Annotated in this window: 10 protein-coding genes; 2 read left to right on the top strand and 8 right to left on the bottom strand. The window is 71.9% G+C overall.

Annotated elements, in window-relative coordinates; translation table 11 throughout:
• Both D1648_RS17705 and D1648_RS17700 read right to left on the bottom strand, forming a co-directional pair.
• Positions 1–773: sulfatase-like hydrolase/transferase (locus tag D1648_RS17705; RefSeq protein WP_164518799.1), on the bottom strand; the 773-nt coding region annotated here is incomplete at its 3' end.
• 148 nt (positions 774–921) lie between these two features.
• Complete coding sequence (locus D1648_RS17700) at positions 922–2,052, bottom strand: LacI family DNA-binding transcriptional regulator (protein WP_164518798.1); 1,131 nt, start codon at positions 2,050–2,052, stop codon at positions 922–924.
• A gap of 121 nt (positions 2,053–2,173) precedes the next feature.
• On the opposite strand from D1648_RS17700, the gene D1648_RS17695 reads away from it, so the two are divergent.
• Entirely contained in the window at positions 2,174–5,431 is a 3,258-nt protein-coding gene (locus D1648_RS17695) for a glycoside hydrolase family 2 TIM barrel-domain containing protein (protein WP_122943924.1), read from the top strand.
• A gap of 61 nt (positions 5,432–5,492) precedes the next feature.
• On the opposite strand, the gene D1648_RS17690 is transcribed toward D1648_RS17695, so the two are convergent.
• From D1648_RS17690 to D1648_RS17670, 5 genes are all read right to left on the bottom strand, one after another.
• Positions 5,493–6,935, bottom strand: coding sequence for a sulfatase (locus D1648_RS17690; protein ID WP_122943923.1), 1,443 nt, complete (start codon positions 6,933–6,935; stop codon positions 5,493–5,495).
• Between the two features lie 91 nt (positions 6,936–7,026).
• Positions 7,027–8,640, bottom strand: a complete 1,614-nt coding sequence (locus D1648_RS17685; protein ID WP_122943922.1) for a hypothetical protein — start codon at positions 8,638–8,640, stop codon at positions 7,027–7,029.
• A gap of 118 nt (positions 8,641–8,758) precedes the next feature.
• Positions 8,759–9,643, bottom strand: a complete 885-nt coding sequence (locus tag D1648_RS17680; protein ID WP_122943921.1) for a carbohydrate ABC transporter permease — start codon at positions 9,641–9,643, stop codon at positions 8,759–8,761.
• The gene (locus D1648_RS17675; protein ID WP_241155577.1) at positions 9,640–10,506 is read right to left on the bottom strand and encodes a carbohydrate ABC transporter permease; all 867 of its coding nucleotides are present in this window, start codon (positions 10,504–10,506) and stop codon (positions 9,640–9,642) included. Before D1648_RS17675 ends, D1648_RS17680 begins: the two co-directional genes overlap by 4 nt.
• Before the next feature lie 129 nt (positions 10,507–10,635).
• On the bottom strand, positions 10,636–12,048 hold the full coding sequence (locus D1648_RS17670; RefSeq protein ID WP_126282005.1) for an ABC transporter substrate-binding protein: 1,413 nt from the start codon (positions 12,046–12,048) through the stop codon (positions 10,636–10,638).
• Positions 12,049–12,230: 182 nt separating this feature from the next.
• On the opposite strand from D1648_RS17670, the gene D1648_RS17665 reads away from it, so the two are divergent.
• On the top strand, positions 12,231–16,124 hold the full coding sequence (locus D1648_RS17665) for a hypothetical protein (RefSeq protein WP_122943918.1): 3,894 nt from the start codon (positions 12,231–12,233) through the stop codon (positions 16,122–16,124).
• Between the two features lie 56 nt (positions 16,125–16,180).
• Here the strand turns inward: D1648_RS17665 and D1648_RS17660 are convergent, their stop codons facing one another.
• Positions 16,181–17,773 carry a glycoside hydrolase family 31 protein gene (locus tag D1648_RS17660; RefSeq protein WP_126282004.1) on the bottom strand — a complete coding sequence of 531 codons (1,593 nt, stop codon included), beginning with the start codon at positions 17,771–17,773 and terminating at the stop codon, positions 16,181–16,183.
• Positions 17,774–17,875 lie beyond the last annotated feature (102 nt).

Here is a 17,875-nt window from a genome sequence, read left to right as displayed (position 1 = left end):
CGCAGGTAGTCGCGCATGTACCGCTGGTACTTCCACGACGTCCGCGCACGGCGCGAGGCCTCGTCCTCACCCTCGAGCTCGGCAGGCAGCGCGTCCTTGTAATCGGTGGGCCGCAGGTCATCCAGCCCCATCGCGACGTCCTTCACCACCTGCGCGCGCCCCTCGTGGTCATCCCACATCGTCTCGGGCTCAGGGATCGTCCCCGCCTCATACATCCCCTCGTAGCGCGGATGCGGGACCCACGGCCGGTGCGGGGCCTTGTGATGCACCAGCAGACAGAACGGCCGCTCCCGATCACGACGATCCAGGAAGTCCAGACTCTGACGAGTCACCACATCCGTCGCATACCCCGGGACCGTCTCCTCGCCGCCCGGCCCGATCATCACCGGATCCACATAGGCCCCCTGGCCAGGGAAGATCCGCCAATCATCGAAACCCCGCGGCAACGCCCGCGCCGACGTCCCCAGATGCCACTTCCCATACAGCGCCGTCTGATAGCCGCGCTCGCGCAGCACCTCCGGGAACGTCCCCACCCGATGATCGAACTCGGAGTAGATCGAGCAGGCGCGGTTGATGTGGCTGTAGGTGCCGGTCAGGATCGACGCCCGCGACGGCGTGCAGATCGAATTCGTGCAATACGCCGCGTCCATCGTGGCGCCCTCCGCGGCGAGGCGGTCCATGTGCGGGGTGGTGTTGACGCGGCTGCCGTAGGCCGAGATCGAATGCGCGGCATGGTCATCGGACAGGACGAACACGATGTTCGGACGGGTCATGGCTCTCCTCGGCGGGCGGTCGTCATCGAATCCGTGCGGCACGGGCGCCGCTCCGTCGCCCACACTCTGCTCGGTCTCATGCTATCTCGTGTTAGATCCTGAGTTTTGCTCCTGCGCACGGACGTCCCCGCCGCACTGCGCCGGCGGACTAGCGGGAATCGGTGGAAGGGCCCGTGGACCGAGCGGAACCCGAGGGCCGCCCGGCGGAGCTCTGCGTCCCCGGTTCCCGCACCGGGCGAGCGGACGCGGCCCGCAGGCGGGCGCTCGGCCCCGGCAGCGGCACGCTGTCCAGCATCGCGGTGACAGGAGCCTCTGCGGCGAGCTCGCGGCGGTGGACGCCCTCGACGTGGTCCAGCAGGGCGCCCACCGCGGCCTCGGTGAGATCCCGCACCGGCCAGGACGCCGAGGCGAGCGTGCCGACCCCCGTCACCGGCTCCTCCCAGCCGCCGAACCCGACCACGGAGATCTCTCCGGGGACGTCGATCCCCTCCTCGCGCAGGGCGAGCATCGCCCCGTGCGCCAGCGAGTCGTCGGCGCAGACGACCGCACCGATGCGAGCACCGTCGGCGAGCAGCTGGTGCACCGCCTGGGCGCCGCCGTCGGGCAGCCACGAGGTCGCCTCCAGCAGGCGGGTGCGTCCGGGGAACCTCTCGGCGACCAGGTCCAGGCGGGCCGGGCGGAACATCGGGCCCACCAGCAGCGCGACCTCCTTGTCGTCGTCGACCTCGAGGGAGTCCAGCAGGGGCGCCCAGCCGGCGGCCTGGTCCACCATCACGTGCGCGATCCCCGGCGGGCGCCGGGTGGTCGCGGCCAGCGACATCCACACCACCGGGACCTCGAGCTCGTGGAGGCGGCGACCGGCGGCGAGGTTGTGGGCGGAGCGCTCGCAGACGACTCCCGCGAGGTCGACGTCGGTCAGCACGCGATCCACGTAGGCGGTGCCCTCGTCCTCCTCCCCCGGGTCCGCGAACGGCAGGACCAGCTTCCCTCGGCGCTGCGTGGCGGTGATCGCCGCGGTGACCACCTCGTGCACGATCGGCACGAAGGGGCTGGGCGGCAGCGGGGCGAGCATCAGGCCGATGGTCGAGGAGCCCCCGGAGCGCAGGGAGCGCGCCGACGCCTGCGGGATGTAGCCGAGCTCGCGGGCGGCGCGACGCACCCGCTCGGCGGTGGCATCGGCGATGCGGAGGGCCGAGGCGCGGCCGTTGAGGACGTTGGAGACGGTCGACGGAGCGACACCGGCCCGACGAGCGACGTCATTGCGATTGGATCTGGCCACGCTCCTTAGTCTCACACACCCGACGCCCCACGCCTAACTCGTGTTAGCGTCGGGGTGACAACGTCTTCCCGGGCATCGGCGTCGACGCGCCGCAGGATGCCCGGTCTGCGGAGGTGCAGCCATGGTGGTCCAGGTCGAGGTCTCGCCCGTCGGCGGCGGTGACGCGCTCCGAGAGGGTCGCTCCGGCGCCCCCGCACACCCTGCGGCCCCGGGGGCCGACGGCGGGGGCGCGAGCGCGCCTGCCCACGAGGCGATCGTGCCCGGCACCGGGCGCCGCGTCGCCGCCTCCGCAGCGCTGCGCACCGACGCCCCCGTCCTCGACCTCGACGGCGAGTGGGACTTCCGCTGGTCGCCGTCCCCGTCGGCGCCGCTCGACATGCTCGACGGGCCCCTCCCCGGCCCGGGCTGGACCGCCATCACGCTGCCGGCCCACTGGTCGATGCCGGAGCAGCCGGGGCCGGACGGCCCGCAGTACACCAACGTGGTCTATCCCTTCCCCGTCGATCCCCCGCACGTGCCCGACCAGAACCCCACGGGCGATCACCGCCGGGTCTTCGACCTGCCCGGGGACTGGCCCGCCGAGGGCGCGGTGCATCTGCGCACCGAAGGCATCGAGTCCTTCGCCCGGATCTGGCTGAACGGGACCGAGGTGGGCACCCGCCAGGGCTCCCGCCTCACCCAGGACTTCGACGTCACCGGCCTGCTCCGCGAGCGCGGGAACGTGCTCGTGATCCGCGCGGTCCAGTGGTCCGCCGGCTCCTACGTCGAGGACCAGGACCAGTGGTGGCTGCCGGGGATCTTCCGCTCCGTCTCGCTGCGCCACCGCCCGGCCCGGCGGATCGACGACGCCTGGCTGGACGGCGACCTCGCCGAGGACGGCACCGGGCTGCTGCACGTGGAGCTCTCCGCCCCGGCCGGGGCCTGGCCGCTCACCGTCGCGATCCCCGAGCTGGGCCTGGTGCACGAGGTGACGGCGCCCGGGAAGGTCGCTCCGCTGGAGGTGCCCGGAGTCGAGCCCTGGACGGCCGAGACGCCGCGCCGCTACCGCGCCACCGTCTCCAGCGCGGAGGAGACGGTGGAGATCACCGTCGGCTTCCGCCGGGTCGAGGTGGAGGACGGGGTCCTGCGCGTGAACGGCCGGCCGATCATCCTGCGCGGCGTGAACCGTCACGAGTGGGATCCCCGCACCGGGCGGGTGATCGACCTCGAGGTCGCCCGCGAGGAGCTGCTGGCGATGAAGCGCGCGAACGTCGACGCGGTGCGCACCGCCCACTACCCGCCGGACGCCCGCTGGCTCGACCTGGCCGACGAGATCGGCATGTGGGTGATGCTCGAGGCCGATGTCGAGACCCACGGCTTCGAGGGCGAGGGCTGGGCGGGCAACCCCGCGGACGACCCCGCCTGGCGCGACCTGCTGCTGGACCGCATCGTGCGGACGGTGGAACGGGACAAGAACCATCCCTCGATCATCATGTGGTCGCTCGGCAACGAGTCCGCGACCGGGCAGAACCTCGCGGCGATGTCGGACTGGCTGCGCACCCGCGACCCCCGTCGGCCCGTGCACTACGAGGGCGACCATGCCGGCGCGTACACGGACGTCTACGCCCGCATGTACCCGGCGCTCGAGGAGATCCGCAGCTGGCTGGCTCCCGAGGGTCCGGTCGCCGTCGCCCATCACGCCGCCTCCCGCATCACCGACCGGGAGGCGGCCCGGGTGCGGTCCAAGCCGCTGATCCTCGTGGAGTACCTGCATGCCATGGGCACCGGCCCGGGCGGGGTCGCGGACTACGCGGCGCTGATCGAGGAGCACGAGCGGATCGCCGGCGGCTTCGTGTGGGAGTGGAAGGACCACGCGGTCGCGGTCGAGGCGGCCGACGGCTCGCGCCGCTGGCGGTACGGCGGCGACTTCGGCGAGCCGCTGCACGACGGCAACTTCGTCATCGACGGTCTGGCGGACGCCGAGAACCGGCCCCATCCGGGTCTGCTGCACTGGGCCGAGTCGGTCGCCCCGGTGCGCGGCCGCTGGGCCGGCGAGGACGGTGCCGAGGGGCGGCTGCTCATCGAGTCCCGCCGGCAGTTCACGACCACCGAGGACCTCGTCCTGGCCTGGCGCTACGAGGTCGACGGCCGCCCGGCGGCCGAGGGCACCGTGGCGCTGGGGCCGCTCGCCCCCGCCGCCACGCACACCGTGCCGACCCCGGAGGCCCTGGCTGGGGCGCTGCGTCGCCCGCAGGACGAGGCGTCGGAGTGCTTCCTGCTGCTCGAGATCCAGCTCGCCGCGGCCACGCCGTGGGCCGCCGCCGGCCACGTCCTCAGCCGCCGTCAGCACCGCGTGCGTCCGCCCCGTCGACCGGCCGCCCCCGCCCCGACCTCGCAGCCCGTGCCGATCCTGCGCGACGCCGAGGGCTTCGCGGTCGCCGACGAGGACGGGGCGGGCGGGTTCCGCTTCTCCCCCGCCGGCCGCCTCGTGCGGCTCGGCGGCCTCGAGCTCGACGAGCACGGGATCGACCTGTGGCGCGCCCCGACCGACAACGACGAGGGGCACGGGGCCCTCGACTACGAGGCCGCGGACCCGGCCCTGACCCGCGGCGCCGGGGGCGGAGCACGCGGCCCCTCCTCCGCGGACCGCTGGCGGGCGCGCGGGCTGGACCGCCTGGTGACCACCACCCGCGGCGTGCGCCTCGAGGCGGGCGCCCTGGTGGTCGAGCGCCGCCTGGCCCCGGCCGGCAGCGCCCTCGCGGTCGACACCCGCCTGATCTGGACCGCGCAGCATCTCGAGGAGGGACCCGAGGCGGGCACCGTGCTGGACTGCCGCATCGAGGTGTCGCCCCGGGGCACGTGGGAGGGGACCTGGCCACGGGTGGGGCTGCACCTCGTCCTGCCCGCCGGCGAGGACCGCGAGGCATGGGAGGCCGAGTGGTTCGGGCTGGGGCCGGAGGAGTCCTGGTCCGACCTGCGCGTGGCCACATGGACCGGTCGCCACCGGCTGCCGCTGACCGCCCTGCACCACCCCCGGGTGCGGCCGCAGACCACCGGACACCGCGGCGAGCTGCGCGAGCTCGCCGTGCGGCGCCCCGACGGCAAGGCGCTCTCGGTGCGCACTCTCGAGGGGGACCCGGGCTTCACCCTCTCCCCCTGGTCCCCGCACGAGCTGCAGGTCCCGCATCACGACGTGCTCCCGCGCTCCGAGAGCTGGCACCTGCACCTGGATCTCGCCCAGCACGGCGTCGGCACCCGCTCCTGCGGTCCCGATGTGCGCCCCGAGCACCAGCTGCGTCCGGGCCGCGTCGGCGCGACGTTCCGATTCCGCGCCGAGAGCGCCTGCGACGCCGCGAACGGTCCGTCCGCCGCGCCGCGGGCGGCATCCCACCATCCGTGACGCTCCCGGGGGCTTCGGCGCCGCCGCCCGCAGCGCGGCCACGGCATGACAGCCGGGCAGCTCAGGCCGAGGCGAGCTCGCGCATCCGCGCGGACCACGCCTGGTGGGCCTCGAGCAGGGCCGAGACCACCTCGGGATGCTCGGCGGCGACGTCGGCCTCGGGGCTCTCGTCGAGATCCCGGTCGATCGGGACCAGGGTCAGGCCCGCGCCGATGTCGGTGTGCTCGTTCTTCAGCAGCCGATCACGATAGGTCGTGTCCTCCTCGTCCACCCAGCGCAGCTTCCACAGCCGGTCGCGCACCGCCCACTGGAAGCCGGTGTCGAAATGCATCAGCTCGTGGCCGCCGCCGGTGCCGTCCAGGACCTCCTGGAGCGGCCTGCCGTCGATCTGCACCGGATCGGGGTGCTCGATCCCGGCGGCGGCGAGGAAGGTGGGCAGCAGATCCATGGAGCTGACCAGCGCATCGCTGCGGCTCCCGGGGCGGACCATGCCCGGCCAGGAGACCATCAGCGGCACGCGGACACCGCCCTCGAAGAGGCTGTACTTGGTGCCGTGCAGCGGGGCGTTGTTCCCGTAGTTGCAGGCGGAGCCGCCGTTGTCGGTGAGATACACGACCAGGGTGTCCTCACGACGGCCGGTGGCCTCGAGGTGGTCGAGCATCCTCCCGATCTCGCGGTCCATGATCTCGAGCTGTGCGAGATAGTAGGCCCTGCCGTTCTCCAGGTTCGGGGAGATCGCCCCGTCGTACCAGTCGATGTACCGGTCGGTGTCGGGATCGAAGTCCTCGTGCTTGGGCAGGGCGCGGGCGGCGAGCTCGTCCTCCGGCAGCTGCCAGGCGAAGTTGTGCACGGCGTTGAAGGCGACCATGCAGAAGAACGGGTCCTCGGTCGCGGTGCCGTCGGCCCCGTCGCTCTCGGGGGCCGGGCCCATGAACTCGATCGCCCGATCGGCGAATGCCGTGGTCAGGTGCTGCTCGCAGTCGACCTCGCGCCCGTCCTCGAACATGGGGTTCACGCCGTGCACGGCGTGGAAGGCGTCGCCCAGGCGCTCCCTCGACTCCCGGGAGTGGTGCAGGTAGTGGAGGCGGCCGGCGCTCGTGGAGGTCATGCCGTAGAACGAGGAGTCGAAGCCGTGCTGCTCGGGGCAGGCGCGGTCGCCGGGCTGCTCGAATCCGTAGTGGACCTTCCCGAAGTAGCCGGTGCGGTAGCCGCCGGCGCGCAGCAGCTCGGGCAGCACCGGCTGCCGTGCCGGCGGGAAGGACGCGTCGGAGAACCAGTGCCCTCCCCAGCGCTGCTGGTGCGCTCCCGCGATGAGCCCCGCTCGTGAGGGGGAGCAGATGGGGGCGGTGACGTAGGCGCTGTCGAAGCTCATGCCGCTCGCGGCGAGACGGTCGAGGTGCGGGGTGCGGGCGTCCTGGCTGCCGCGGGAGGAGAGGTCGGCGTAGCCGTGGTCGTCGGAGATGATCAGCAGGATGTGGGGGCGGTCGGACGGAGCGGCGGGCATGGGAACCTCGGAGGATCGGCGGGACGACGGACGGGACGACGGTCGGGGAGGAGGGCGCTGCGGGCGCGTGGTGCGTCCTGGGGGGCGGGGCTCAGCCCCAGAGGAACAGCTCGCCGGCGCCGCCGTCGAGATCGACCGTGAACTGGAGCTGATCCCCGACGGTCTCCAGCGGCACCGGCCGGGGGCGGCCCGTGGACCGGTCCAGCGTGTGCAGCGAGAGCGAGCGGGGGCGGGTCCCGGCCCGCACCGCGCGGGGATCGACGGCGACGGTGACCCGCTGCCGGGTCTCCTCGCCGCTGCCGCCGGCGGCGTACGGGTCCGTGGCCTCGTCGTTGTAGACGGCCATGCCGTTGACGAGCATGAAGGCGCTGGCCTCGTCGCGGTCGGCGAGCACCCCGCGGTTCTCGCCGGCGGACATCTCCGGAAGCTCGCCGAAGGTGCCCACGTACACGTCGCCGGGATGGCCGCCGTTGGCGGTGCCGATGTTCGTCGCCTCGAGGCCGACGATCCCGGCCGCGGCGTCCAGCGCAGGGCTCCAGTCCGGCAGGCCGGCGACGGCCGGGGACGGGGTGCCGTCCTGCAGCGCGCCGCGCAGCAGACCCGCCGAGCGGGAGCGCAGCCGTACCAGGTACGGGGAGAACGTCGCCATGTCCCGGTTGATGCGCTGGTAGCGGTGGTAGGCGGGAAGAGGATTCTCCTCCGCATCGGTGAGGAACAGGCCGTCGGACTCCCAGAGGATGTCCTTCTCGGCGTTGTAGTAGTCCTCGTCCAGCTCCCAGCGGAACAGCGACAGCCACTTCCCGCCGGCCGCCCAGGTCAGGTACGGCAGCAGGTTCTGCTGGGACTCGGAGATGTACACGCGTCGCTGCTGGCGGATGCCGTTGTCCGAGGACATGCGGAACCCGATCGTGTACTGGCCGAAGGCGAGCGGCGAGGCGCCCGAGCCGTCGTGACCGGCGAGCGCGTGGCGACGGTAGCGCGCGAGCTGGCGGTAGTGGCCGGTGACCGAGGAGGCGGTGCTGTTGCCCTGCATCCACGGATACCAGTCCCAGGTGAGCAGGTCGGGCTCCGCCGTGGCCAGGTAGTCGGACATGTCGGGGTCGGGATACTGGCCGAGCGCCTGGTTGGTGTGGGTCAGCACCCAGGGCAGCTCCTCGTGGATCTTCGACATCGCACCGGCGAGATAGTCCCTCAGCGCGGGGCTGAAGTCCTCCTCGTCGCCGAAGCAGACCGAGAGCAGGTCCCGGGCGTTCTCCCGCATCGCGGGCGTCATCCAGTCCTCTTCGGGATCGGGGAGGTCGATCAGGTTCTGCTGGCCGTAGGGGGCGCGGGCGAGCGCCCAGGTGGGCTGATGCAGCCCGCGCATCACGTCCTCGGAGTACTCCAGGCGCCCCATCGCGCTCTCGGCGAGGTGCTCGGCGTAGAACTGCGGGGTGGTGAACCCGGCCCCGTTCCACAGCGTCGCCTCCGGATACCAGCCGTCCTCCGGGCCGGAGCGCACCCAGGCCCCGTGCACCAGTCCGCGATGCAGGAACACGCGGTCCGAGCGGTTCAGCTTCGAGGGGCGGTTCCAGAAGCCCGGGGCAGGGGTGCGCCCCGTGCCTCCGCCCGCGCCGCCCTTCGCGAGAGCGGGAGCGGCGGCCGCGGCGGCGAGCGCACCGACCGCGCCTCCCAGCAGGGTTCGTCGTCCGAATCGTCCGTCCATGTGCGCTGCCTTCCGATCTCACCGCGCCGTCGCGATGGTGCGTGGGGTGGGTACGTCGTCGATGCTCGGCTCCGTCACCGGGCTCGGGGACGGAGCCGCGGGCCCCGTCGGCCCGGGCTCAGAACTTCAGTCCCCCTTCCTCGATGCCGCGGAAGAAGTACTTCTGGGTGAAGAAGAACATCACCGTCACGGGGACGAGGGCGACGATCGCCCCGGCCAGCACGACGCGGTAGTCGAATCCGAAGGCGGATTGCAGGCGGGCCAGCTCGAGCATCATCGTGAAGTTGTCGCCGGAGCGCAGCACCAGCAGCGGCCACAGGTAGTCCTCCCACGCGTAGAGGAAGGAGGTCAGCGCCACGATGGTCAGCGCACCGCGGGTCTGCGGCAGGAAGATCGTCCAGAACCGCTTCCACTCCCCTGCACCGTCGAGCAGGGCGGCGTCCTCGAGCTCGTCCGGCACGCCGAGGAACGCGGCACGCATGAGCAGCAGGTGGAAGGGGCCGAGCATGCCCGGCAGCCACACCCCGAGCAGGGTGTCGTAGAGGCCGAGATCCCTCACCTGGGCGAACAGGGAGACCATGATCGACTCGAAGGGGAAGATCAGGGCGGACATCATCAGCAGCAGCAGCAGGTTCCGGCCCTTCCACCCCTTGCGGGAGAGGATGTAGCCGCCGGCCGTGGCCAGCACGATGTGGCTGGTGATGGCCAGGGCGCCGATGAAGAGGCTGTTGCCGACGGCCTGGAGCAGGTTGGTCTGCTCGATGAGCGAGGTGAAGGCGGCGAGGCTCGGATCCTGCGGGATCACGGTGGCGTTCGGCCCGAAGACCGGCTCGCCGGAGCCCTTGAAGGCGCCCATCAGCGGCACCACCAGCGGGCCGATGAGCAGCACGAGCACCACCAGGAGCAGCACGTACCGCAGCGCCGTCGCGCGGCCGCGGGCACGCTTCCACCAGGGAGTGCGGCGGAGGAGGGGACGGGGGCGGGAGTCGGTGACGGTGCTCATTGCTCCTCGATCTGACTGTTGAAGCGACGGCTGGCGAGGATCAGGCCGATGGTCAGCAGGAACAGCAGCACGGAGGCCGCGGAGCCCTGGCCGAGGGAGCCGTAGGTGCTGTCGGCGATGCCCACCTCGCGGATGTACATGGCCAGGGTCGAGGCGCGGCCGCCGATGCCGCCGGAGCCGTTGGACAGCAGGAACACCTCGGAGAACACCTTCATGGCGTTGATCGCGGCGAGGACGCCGACGAGGAACATCATCACCTTCACCCCGGGCACCGTGACGGTCCAGAAGCGGCGCACGGCGCCGGCCCCGTCCATCTCCGCGGCCTCGTGGAGGCTGGAGTCCACGTTCGCGAGCGCCGAGAGGTAGAGGATCATGAAGTAGGGAAGGCCCTTCCAGACGGAGACCGCCATGGAGCTGGCCAGCAGCCACCAGCGCTGGGTGAGGAAGGGGACCGGGCCGTCGACCACGCCGATCGCCATGAGCAGTTCGTTGATCGAGCCGTTGTCCTTCAGCAGGAACGACCAGGCCAGCGCCACCACCACGACCGAGGCGATCGCCGGCACGTAGAACAGCGAGCGGAACACTCCGATCCCCGGCACGGTCTTCTGCACCAGGACCGCCAGCAGCAGCGGCAGCAGCACCAGCAGCGGCACCGTCACGACGGCGTAGACGAGACAGTTGACCACCGCTCGGTGGAAGTCCGGGTCGGCGAGCACCGTCAGGTAGTTGCTGAGTCCCACGAACGCGCCGCCGCCGCCGAGGGGCTTCGCATCGGTGAACGAGAGGATCACGGTGTTGAAGAACGGGTAGACGTAGAAGGTCGCCACGGCCGCCGCCGGCAGGATCGCCCACACGTAGGGCACCCACCAGCGTCGGAAGCGTGCGGCCCCCGAGAGGACGGGCGCAGGTCGGCCCCGCCGTCGCCGAGGAGCCTCCGGAGCGCGTCGAGCCTGCGCTTCGGGCGGAGCAGTAGTCGTGGGCACGGCCATGGGTCAGGACCTGGCCTTCTCGAGGAGGTCGTTGGCGGTCTGCTGAGCGGTGCTGAGCGCCTCCTGCGGATCCGTGCCGCCGGTGATCGCGAGCTGGAGCGCCTCCATGATCGCGGTCTGGATCTGACCGGTGATGAGGAAGGACGCCGCGTTCACGGCGGCCATCGGCACGTGCTCCGCGGCGACCAGGCGCGCCTTGCCCAGCGGGTCCGACTCGTCCTGGTCGGTGAAGAACGGGTCGTCGAGCGACTCGGGGGTGGCGGGGAAGATGACCACGCCGGGGTCCTTGGACCAGGCGAGCTGGTTCTCCGCGGTGGTCACGTAGTCCGCCCAGGCCAGCGCCAGAGGCGCGTTCTGGGTGGTGACCGAGACGGCGACGTACTGGCCGGAGTAGCTGATCGAGTCGCCGGTGTGGAGCGGCGCTGCGACATCCGTGACGGGGTACAGGTCGGGGGCGTTGTCCTTGACGTTGCGCAGGAACGAGGCGTTCTGCGTGCCGAACACGAGGGTGCCCTCGTTGTACTGCTGTCCGGGGTTGGGCGCGCCCGTGACGGAGTCCTTGGGGATCCCGCCGGCCTCGTACACCTCGCGCAGCTTGGTCAGCCAGTCCAGCACGAAGGGGTCATCGGCGAAGGTGAACGCCTCGCCGGCCTCGTCGAGCACCTGTGCGCCGTGGTCGAGCCAGGTGTTCACGAAGTTCCACTGCTGGTTGCCCCAGATCGCGAAGTAGTCGCCCCCGGCGACGTCCGCGATCTGCAGCGCCATCTCGTACTGCTCCTCGAAGGTGGTGGGGGGAGCATCCGGGTCGAGGCCCGCCTCCTCCATGAGGTCGCGGTTGTAGGTGATCACCGAGGGCGACCAGTACCAGGGCAGGGCGGTGTGGGCCTTCTCCTCGCCGAAGACGCTGGCCTCCCACACGGCGGGGATGAACCGCTCCCCGATGCCGGGCGCCTTGACGTCGAGGTCCATCAGCAGGTTCGCCTGGGACAGCGCGGCGATCGTGGGCCCTGGGACGTTGATGACGTCGGCCATGACGCAGGTCTGGGCATCGGTCACCATGCGGGAGTCGAAGTCCTCGGCCTGCGGGGTGTCCTCCCAGGTGATGGTGACCCCGGGGTGGGCCTCCTGGAAGGACTCGATGAGGCCGGTGAAGAACTCGCCGAAGTCGGTCTTGAGGTTCTGCGTCGCGAAGCGGATCTCGCCCTGCAGGTCGGAGGCGCGGTCGATCTCGGTGTCGTCGAGGTTGGCGTCGGGGATCTCGCACTCGACGCCCGGCGCCGCGCCTCCGGCGTCAGCCGATCCCGAGCCGTCCGCGCCGCCGGCGCCGCCGCCGAGCCCGCAGCCGGCGAGCCCTGCCGTGAGCACCGTCCCGGTGAGTCCGGCGGTCATGGTCCTGCGAGAGATGGTCGTTGCCATGGGGGCCTCCCTGTCGTGCGTCATCGCACCCGTGTGGTGGAGGACCATTAGAGCGGAACTATTTCGAGTTTGCAACCCGGGCGCTCGATACGGAACCACTTGCTAACTCGTTCTAGCACACATAGGGTGCTCGCCATGCGAGCGACGAGGACGTCCTCGCCCACCGAGACCAGGAGCTGGACATGGAGCTGTCGCCCTCACGTCGTGCCGTGCTGACCGGAGCGGTGGGAGGTGCTGCCGCCATGGCGCTGTGGCGCGCACCGGCCCACGCGGATCCCCTCCCGGGCGCCGGGTACTCCGCCTCGGGACCGGTGGAGGTCCTCGCCGAGGAGTCGACCCACGGAGGGGCGCGGGTCCTCGTGCGCCCCGGCGGATCGTGGACACTCCTGCTGACGGACCTCGCACCGCGCACCGAGCACACGATCCGCTTCCGACTGCGGTCCGCCGGGAGGACGACCTTCCGCCTCTCCGGCTTCAAGGACCCCGAGATCCTCGAGTACCACAACGGCACCGGCGACCTCGACTCCTGGGAGAGCGCCCCGGAGGGCCGGGACAACCTCCTGAACTGGCTCGAGCACACCGCCATCGAGCGAGACGAATGGCTGGAGTTCCGCTACGACTTCACCACGGGGGACGCCGATCCCTCGACGGCGCGCGCCGTGTACACGGTGGCCGACGGAACCGTCGAGATCGACGGGGTCGGGATCGTCGAGCGCGCCTCGCTCGGTGAGGACGTCGCGCCGCTCCCGCCCGCCGAGGAGCTCTCCCGGGGCCATCGCCTGCTCCTGGACCAGGGCTTCCCCTTCATGACCTGGATGCCCACGGAGGAGATCTCCGCACAGAAGGCGTGGATGGTCCAGCCCACCCCGGAGGACTTCGCGGAGATCGGCTTCACCGGCGCACAGTTCAGCGACGCCCCCAACTACAGCCCCGAGTTCCTCGCCGAGAGCGAGGGCATCGGCAACCCGATCCCGTGGGCATCCGCCTTCGGGCCCTACGGACGCCATCTCTCCTCCACCTACCAGGACCTCGATCACGTCGACGGCAGGGAGCTCACCGGCTCTGCGACCCCCGAGATCCGCGCACAGGGGTTCCTGGACGAGCACAACGGCCTGGAGGACCTCGAGCGTCTGACGGCGATCTGCGTCGGCGACGAGGAGGACTGGTCCGACACCCTGGTCCAGAATCTGAAGTCCTGGTTCGAGGTGATCCGGACCCGCTACCCGCACGTCCTGGCCTATCACAACGAGGTCGGCACCGCTCCTCGCCCCGGGATGCCGCTCATCTCGACCTTCGGCCCGGACCAGCTCGCCAAGTACCTCTCCGTCGCGAAGCCCGACCTGCTCTCCTTCGACCTGTACTACTTCCGCGAGCGACGGGTCGGGCAGACGGTCGGCGGCACCGTCCTGGAGCTCATCGGCGACCTGAACCGCTACCGGCTCGCCGCCGCCGCAGGACATGACGGCACCGGGAGGCAGCCCATCCCCTGGGGCCACTACACCTACGCCTGGCGCACCGGGCCGGGAGCGGCGACCGATCTGCGCCGCGGGGACGGCTGGTACGAGCTCACCGAGTCGCAGGTCCACCTGTACAGCTTCGCGGCCCTGACCTTCGGGGCCAAGGTGCTGAGCACCTTCCGCTGGATCCATGACGCGCCCGCGTACCTGTTCACCGACTACCGGGTGACGCCGGAGGGCACCTTCGAGCGCTACCGGCACTTCGACTGGTTCCGGAACACGATCGCGCAGTCGAAGGCGATCGCGCCGCACCTGCTCCGGCTGCAGAGCACGGAGGTCGCCGTGGCGCCCGGTCGGCACGTGGACCGGGCCGGGGAGGTCGTCGACAATCCGGTGGCCCCGGACAACCCCGACCTCGCCTCGGTGCTGGAGACCGAGACGGCGCGCGCCGTCTTCCTGACCGGGCTGAGCGCCGCCAACCCGGGCGACGCCAACGACGGGCTGGAGGGGGACGTCTTCCTGGGCTTCTTCGAGCCGCTGAACGGGCTGTCGGACGAGGACCAGGCCGTGTTCACCTCGACGGACCCGCGCTACTTCATGGTGCTGAACGGGATGACCGCCGGCGACGGCCTGCCCACCGAGATGCAGCAGGGCTCCTCCTACGAGACCCGGCAGACCCTCACGCTCGAGTTCCGGCTGCCCGACGCCGGCACCGCCTCGCGCCTGCGCAGGATCTCCAGGATCGACGGCGGTGTCGCCGAGGTGCCGCTGCGCAGCCTCGGCGACGATCGCTACGAGCTGACCATCACGCTCGGGGGCGGCCTGGCGGACCTCTTCTTCTGGGAGCTCGGCGGGCACCGGGCGAGCACGAGCGAGCCCACCGAGGAGGCATCGGACGATCCGCGTCTCGTCGGCGATCCGGCGCTGAGCACGCCGATCCCGCACCGGGACCTCGGCGGCCGCACGATCCGGATCGGCGTCGCGCCCGGGGCGCAGTCGCCGGCGCCCCGCCCGCAGATCGACCGCAACCCCGGCCTTCCCCCTGCGGACGAGATCCACGACGGCCGGACCATCACCCTGACGCTGGGCGGCGACATCGGCGCCGTCGGCGAGCGCTACTACACGCAGGACATCTGGGAGTTCCGTCTCGAGCGGATCCAGCGGGACGACGACTGCACGATCGAGATCGTCGAGCTCGAGCACGACCTGGCGGCCCTCGCCCAGGAGATCGCCGACGGCACGCTGGGCGTCGATGCGGTCATGGTCCCGGACACCTGGCTGTGGGACCACGACGCAGGCCTCCTGGACGCCGGCGCCCTCCGCGCCTGGGACGAGGTGAGCACCGTCGACCTCGCCGACGAGAAGTGGAAGCGCCCCGCCCTCGACCTCGCGACCGCCTCGGGCGCCACCTGGGGCCTCGCCGAGGACCACACCACGGACTTCCTCGCGCTGTTCGTCCACCGGGCGCGGCTGCGCGACCTGGGCGTCACCCGCGACCTGGGCGCCGTGCAGCGCGCGGGCGGGGTCGTGCTCGCCGACCTGCGGGCGATCGCCGACGCCGTGCCCGAGGGGACGCCGCTGATCGCGGACGACGACGACTTCTTCCGCCAGCTGCTGATCTCCGCCGGTGTCGAGACCCGGTGGGAGGGTCTGCAGGGCGAGCACCTGGACCGCGCGATGGAGACCTACGAGCACCTGCGCAGCCGCCGGGTCCTGGTCCGCGTGGACGAGGCGGAGGAGGCCGAGGCGATGTTCGGCCGCGGGGAGATCGCGATGATGGTGGCGCCGTACCGGACCATCGAGACGTACCGGCGGCCCTACTTCGTCTACCGCGACAACACCGCGCGGACCCGACGGGAGATCCGTGACTGGGGCCCGCAGACGATGACGTGGCCGACGGACGCCGACTGGACCGTGACGGCCGAGGCCCGACCGGGCGGAGAGCACCCGCTCGCCCCCGACGACGTCGCCGTGCTGCTCTTCCCCACCGCGTCGCGCGAGGAGCACGCCCGGCAGGCGATCGTGGGGCAGAGCCTGATGGTCCTCCCCCGCTCGACCGCACGGCCCGAGGAGGTGGGCTTCGTGGTGAACGAGATGCTGCAGCCCTACCAGGGCGTGTGGAACCTCGAGTTCACCCGCCGCGAGCCGTGGCGCGAGCGCATGACCGCGACCAGGGACCTCGACACCGTGCGGAAGGCGGGCCTGCGGGACAGCTACGGGGACGCGCTGGCGGCCTCCGGCGACTGGAACGACGCCGCCCTCGCGGACCTGATCCGGCTCCACCACGACGACCCCCGCCTCGCCGCCTTCCTGGAGGACCCCGGCCTGGCCCGGGCGACGGCGGGGATCACCCGCTCGCTCCTGCTGCTGCGCACGCTGCAGGACCACGAGTCGATCACGCCGAGCCGCGCCTCGCGGCTCGAGAAGCCCCTGGAGGAGGCGCAGTCCTCGGCGATCGACTGGCGTGCAGGATCCGACGGGGCGGGATCGAGGGTCTCGAGCTGGCTGCAGCAGGCCCATGACCTGCTGCAGCGCCATGAGGCGTCGTGGTGGGGGATGCCCGCGGAGGACCTCGAGCGGATGCGGGAGGCCGTGGCGCAGGCTCTCGAGCAGTGGTGAGACACCCGCCCGCCGGCCCGCCGTGGCCGACGGGCGGGGTCGCCGCGGCCCGGGACTCAGACCCGGGTGAGGACGGGCAGCACCTCCAGCGGAGCCTCCACCTCGATGGTCGCCGGGCCCTTATGGTGCCGCCCGTGAGCGTCCGCCCAGAGGCCGGTGGGGAGCGTGACGCGGCGCGAGCGCGCGCCGCGCTCGATGACGGGCGCGACCACGAGGTCCTCGCCGAGCATGAACTGGTCCACGACGTCCTCCAGCCCGCGATGGTGGTAGGCCATGGGCCGGAGTATCGGCTCGCCGGTGCAGGCGGCGAGCTCGGCCAGCTCCAGGATGCGGTCGAGGTGGGTCCGGCGGGCCCGCAGCGCCGCCAGCACGGCCGCGAGGTGCTCCTGGTCGAGCACGCGGGCCGGGGAGGCGGAGAACTGGATCATCGGGGCGAGGGCCGCGACCTGCGCATAGCGGACGAAGAACTCCTGGTCGATGGCGTGCTGTCCCCGCATGGCGGTGATCTCGCCGCCGCCGACCATGTCCGGGCAGCAGTACGCGTACCCCATCAGGGACTGGGCGATCATCCGCGGGATCAGGCTGCCGATCCCCGCGGCGCCCCAGGCGGGCGGGGTGTCCTGGACCCGCTGGGCGAGGGGCTCGCCGCCCATGTCCCAGCTGGCCCGCATCTCGTTGAGCGGATATCGGGCGGCCAGGGATGACCATCGACGACACATGTCCACGGGAGCGAGTCCGCCGGTGAGGTCGTCGTCCCGGAAGTCGGCGACGTCGGCCCCGTCGAACTTGAAGCCGTCCACACCGAGGGCCAGCAGGGCCTCTGCTCGGCCGTGGAACCAGTCCGCGGCCCCCGGGTTCGAGAGATCGAGGACTGCGCTGACTCCGTTCCACCAGCGGCGCAGGGCGGTGTGCCCGTCGGCCCCGCGCAGCAGCAGGCCCGCCGCCTCGAGCTCACGGAATGCGGGGGAGTCGGGGCTGATGTACGGCACGACCCACAGCATGAGGCGGCAGCCCCACTCGTGCAGGGTGTGCGCCATCGCGGCGGGATCGGGGAAGCGGGAGGGGTCGAAGGTCCAGTTGCCGTAGTCCGCCGACCACATGTCGTCGATCATCACCACTCCTGGCGGCAGGCCCGCGTCGAGCAGACGGCGCACGTAGTCGAGCACCCCCTCCTGCGTGGGCAGGTAGGGCTGCTCGATCCAGGAGTTGTACTGCGGGCCGGTGAACAGCGCGCGATCGGGCAGCGGATTGCCGACCCCGATGGCGCCTCCGCGCCGGACGGGGCGGCCCGCGTCGACGGCGCCCAGCAGCGCCGAGCGGAGGTCCGAGCCGTGCTCCTGCACCTGCACGTCCACGCCGGTGACCTCGAGCTCGCGCCCGCTGAGACGGAAGCGGAAGGGGCCGTCGGCCTGCACACGCCGACCGGAGGTGGACAGCAGGAGGGGCGAGGCCTGATTGCTCGCCTCGCCGATGCGGCCCGGTGCGGGCGGAACACCGGCGAGGTCGCAGGAGAACTCCGCCTCGCCGTAGGGCATCGCGAGGGCGTCGACGACGCGACCGCCCCACCATCGTTCGTCGTCCCTCAACGGGATGGTGGTCGTCACGACCTGGTCGCGGCGATGCCCGGTGCTGTGTGAGGCGTGAGTCACCCGGACAGTCTAGGTGAGGCAGGTGGCACCCGGGTCACCGTGCGGTCGGCCACTCCAGGCGGGGCGTGTCCGGGCCCTCGTAGGGGGCGTCCCCGTACTCGG

It is taken from the genome of Brachybacterium sp. EE-P12 (assembly GCF_003711805.1).
GTDB lineage: Bacteria > Actinomycetota > Actinomycetes > Actinomycetales > Dermabacteraceae > Brachybacterium.
The sequence above is the reverse complement of the archived record's forward strand: the minus strand, read 5'-3'. Positions and strand labels throughout refer to the sequence as shown.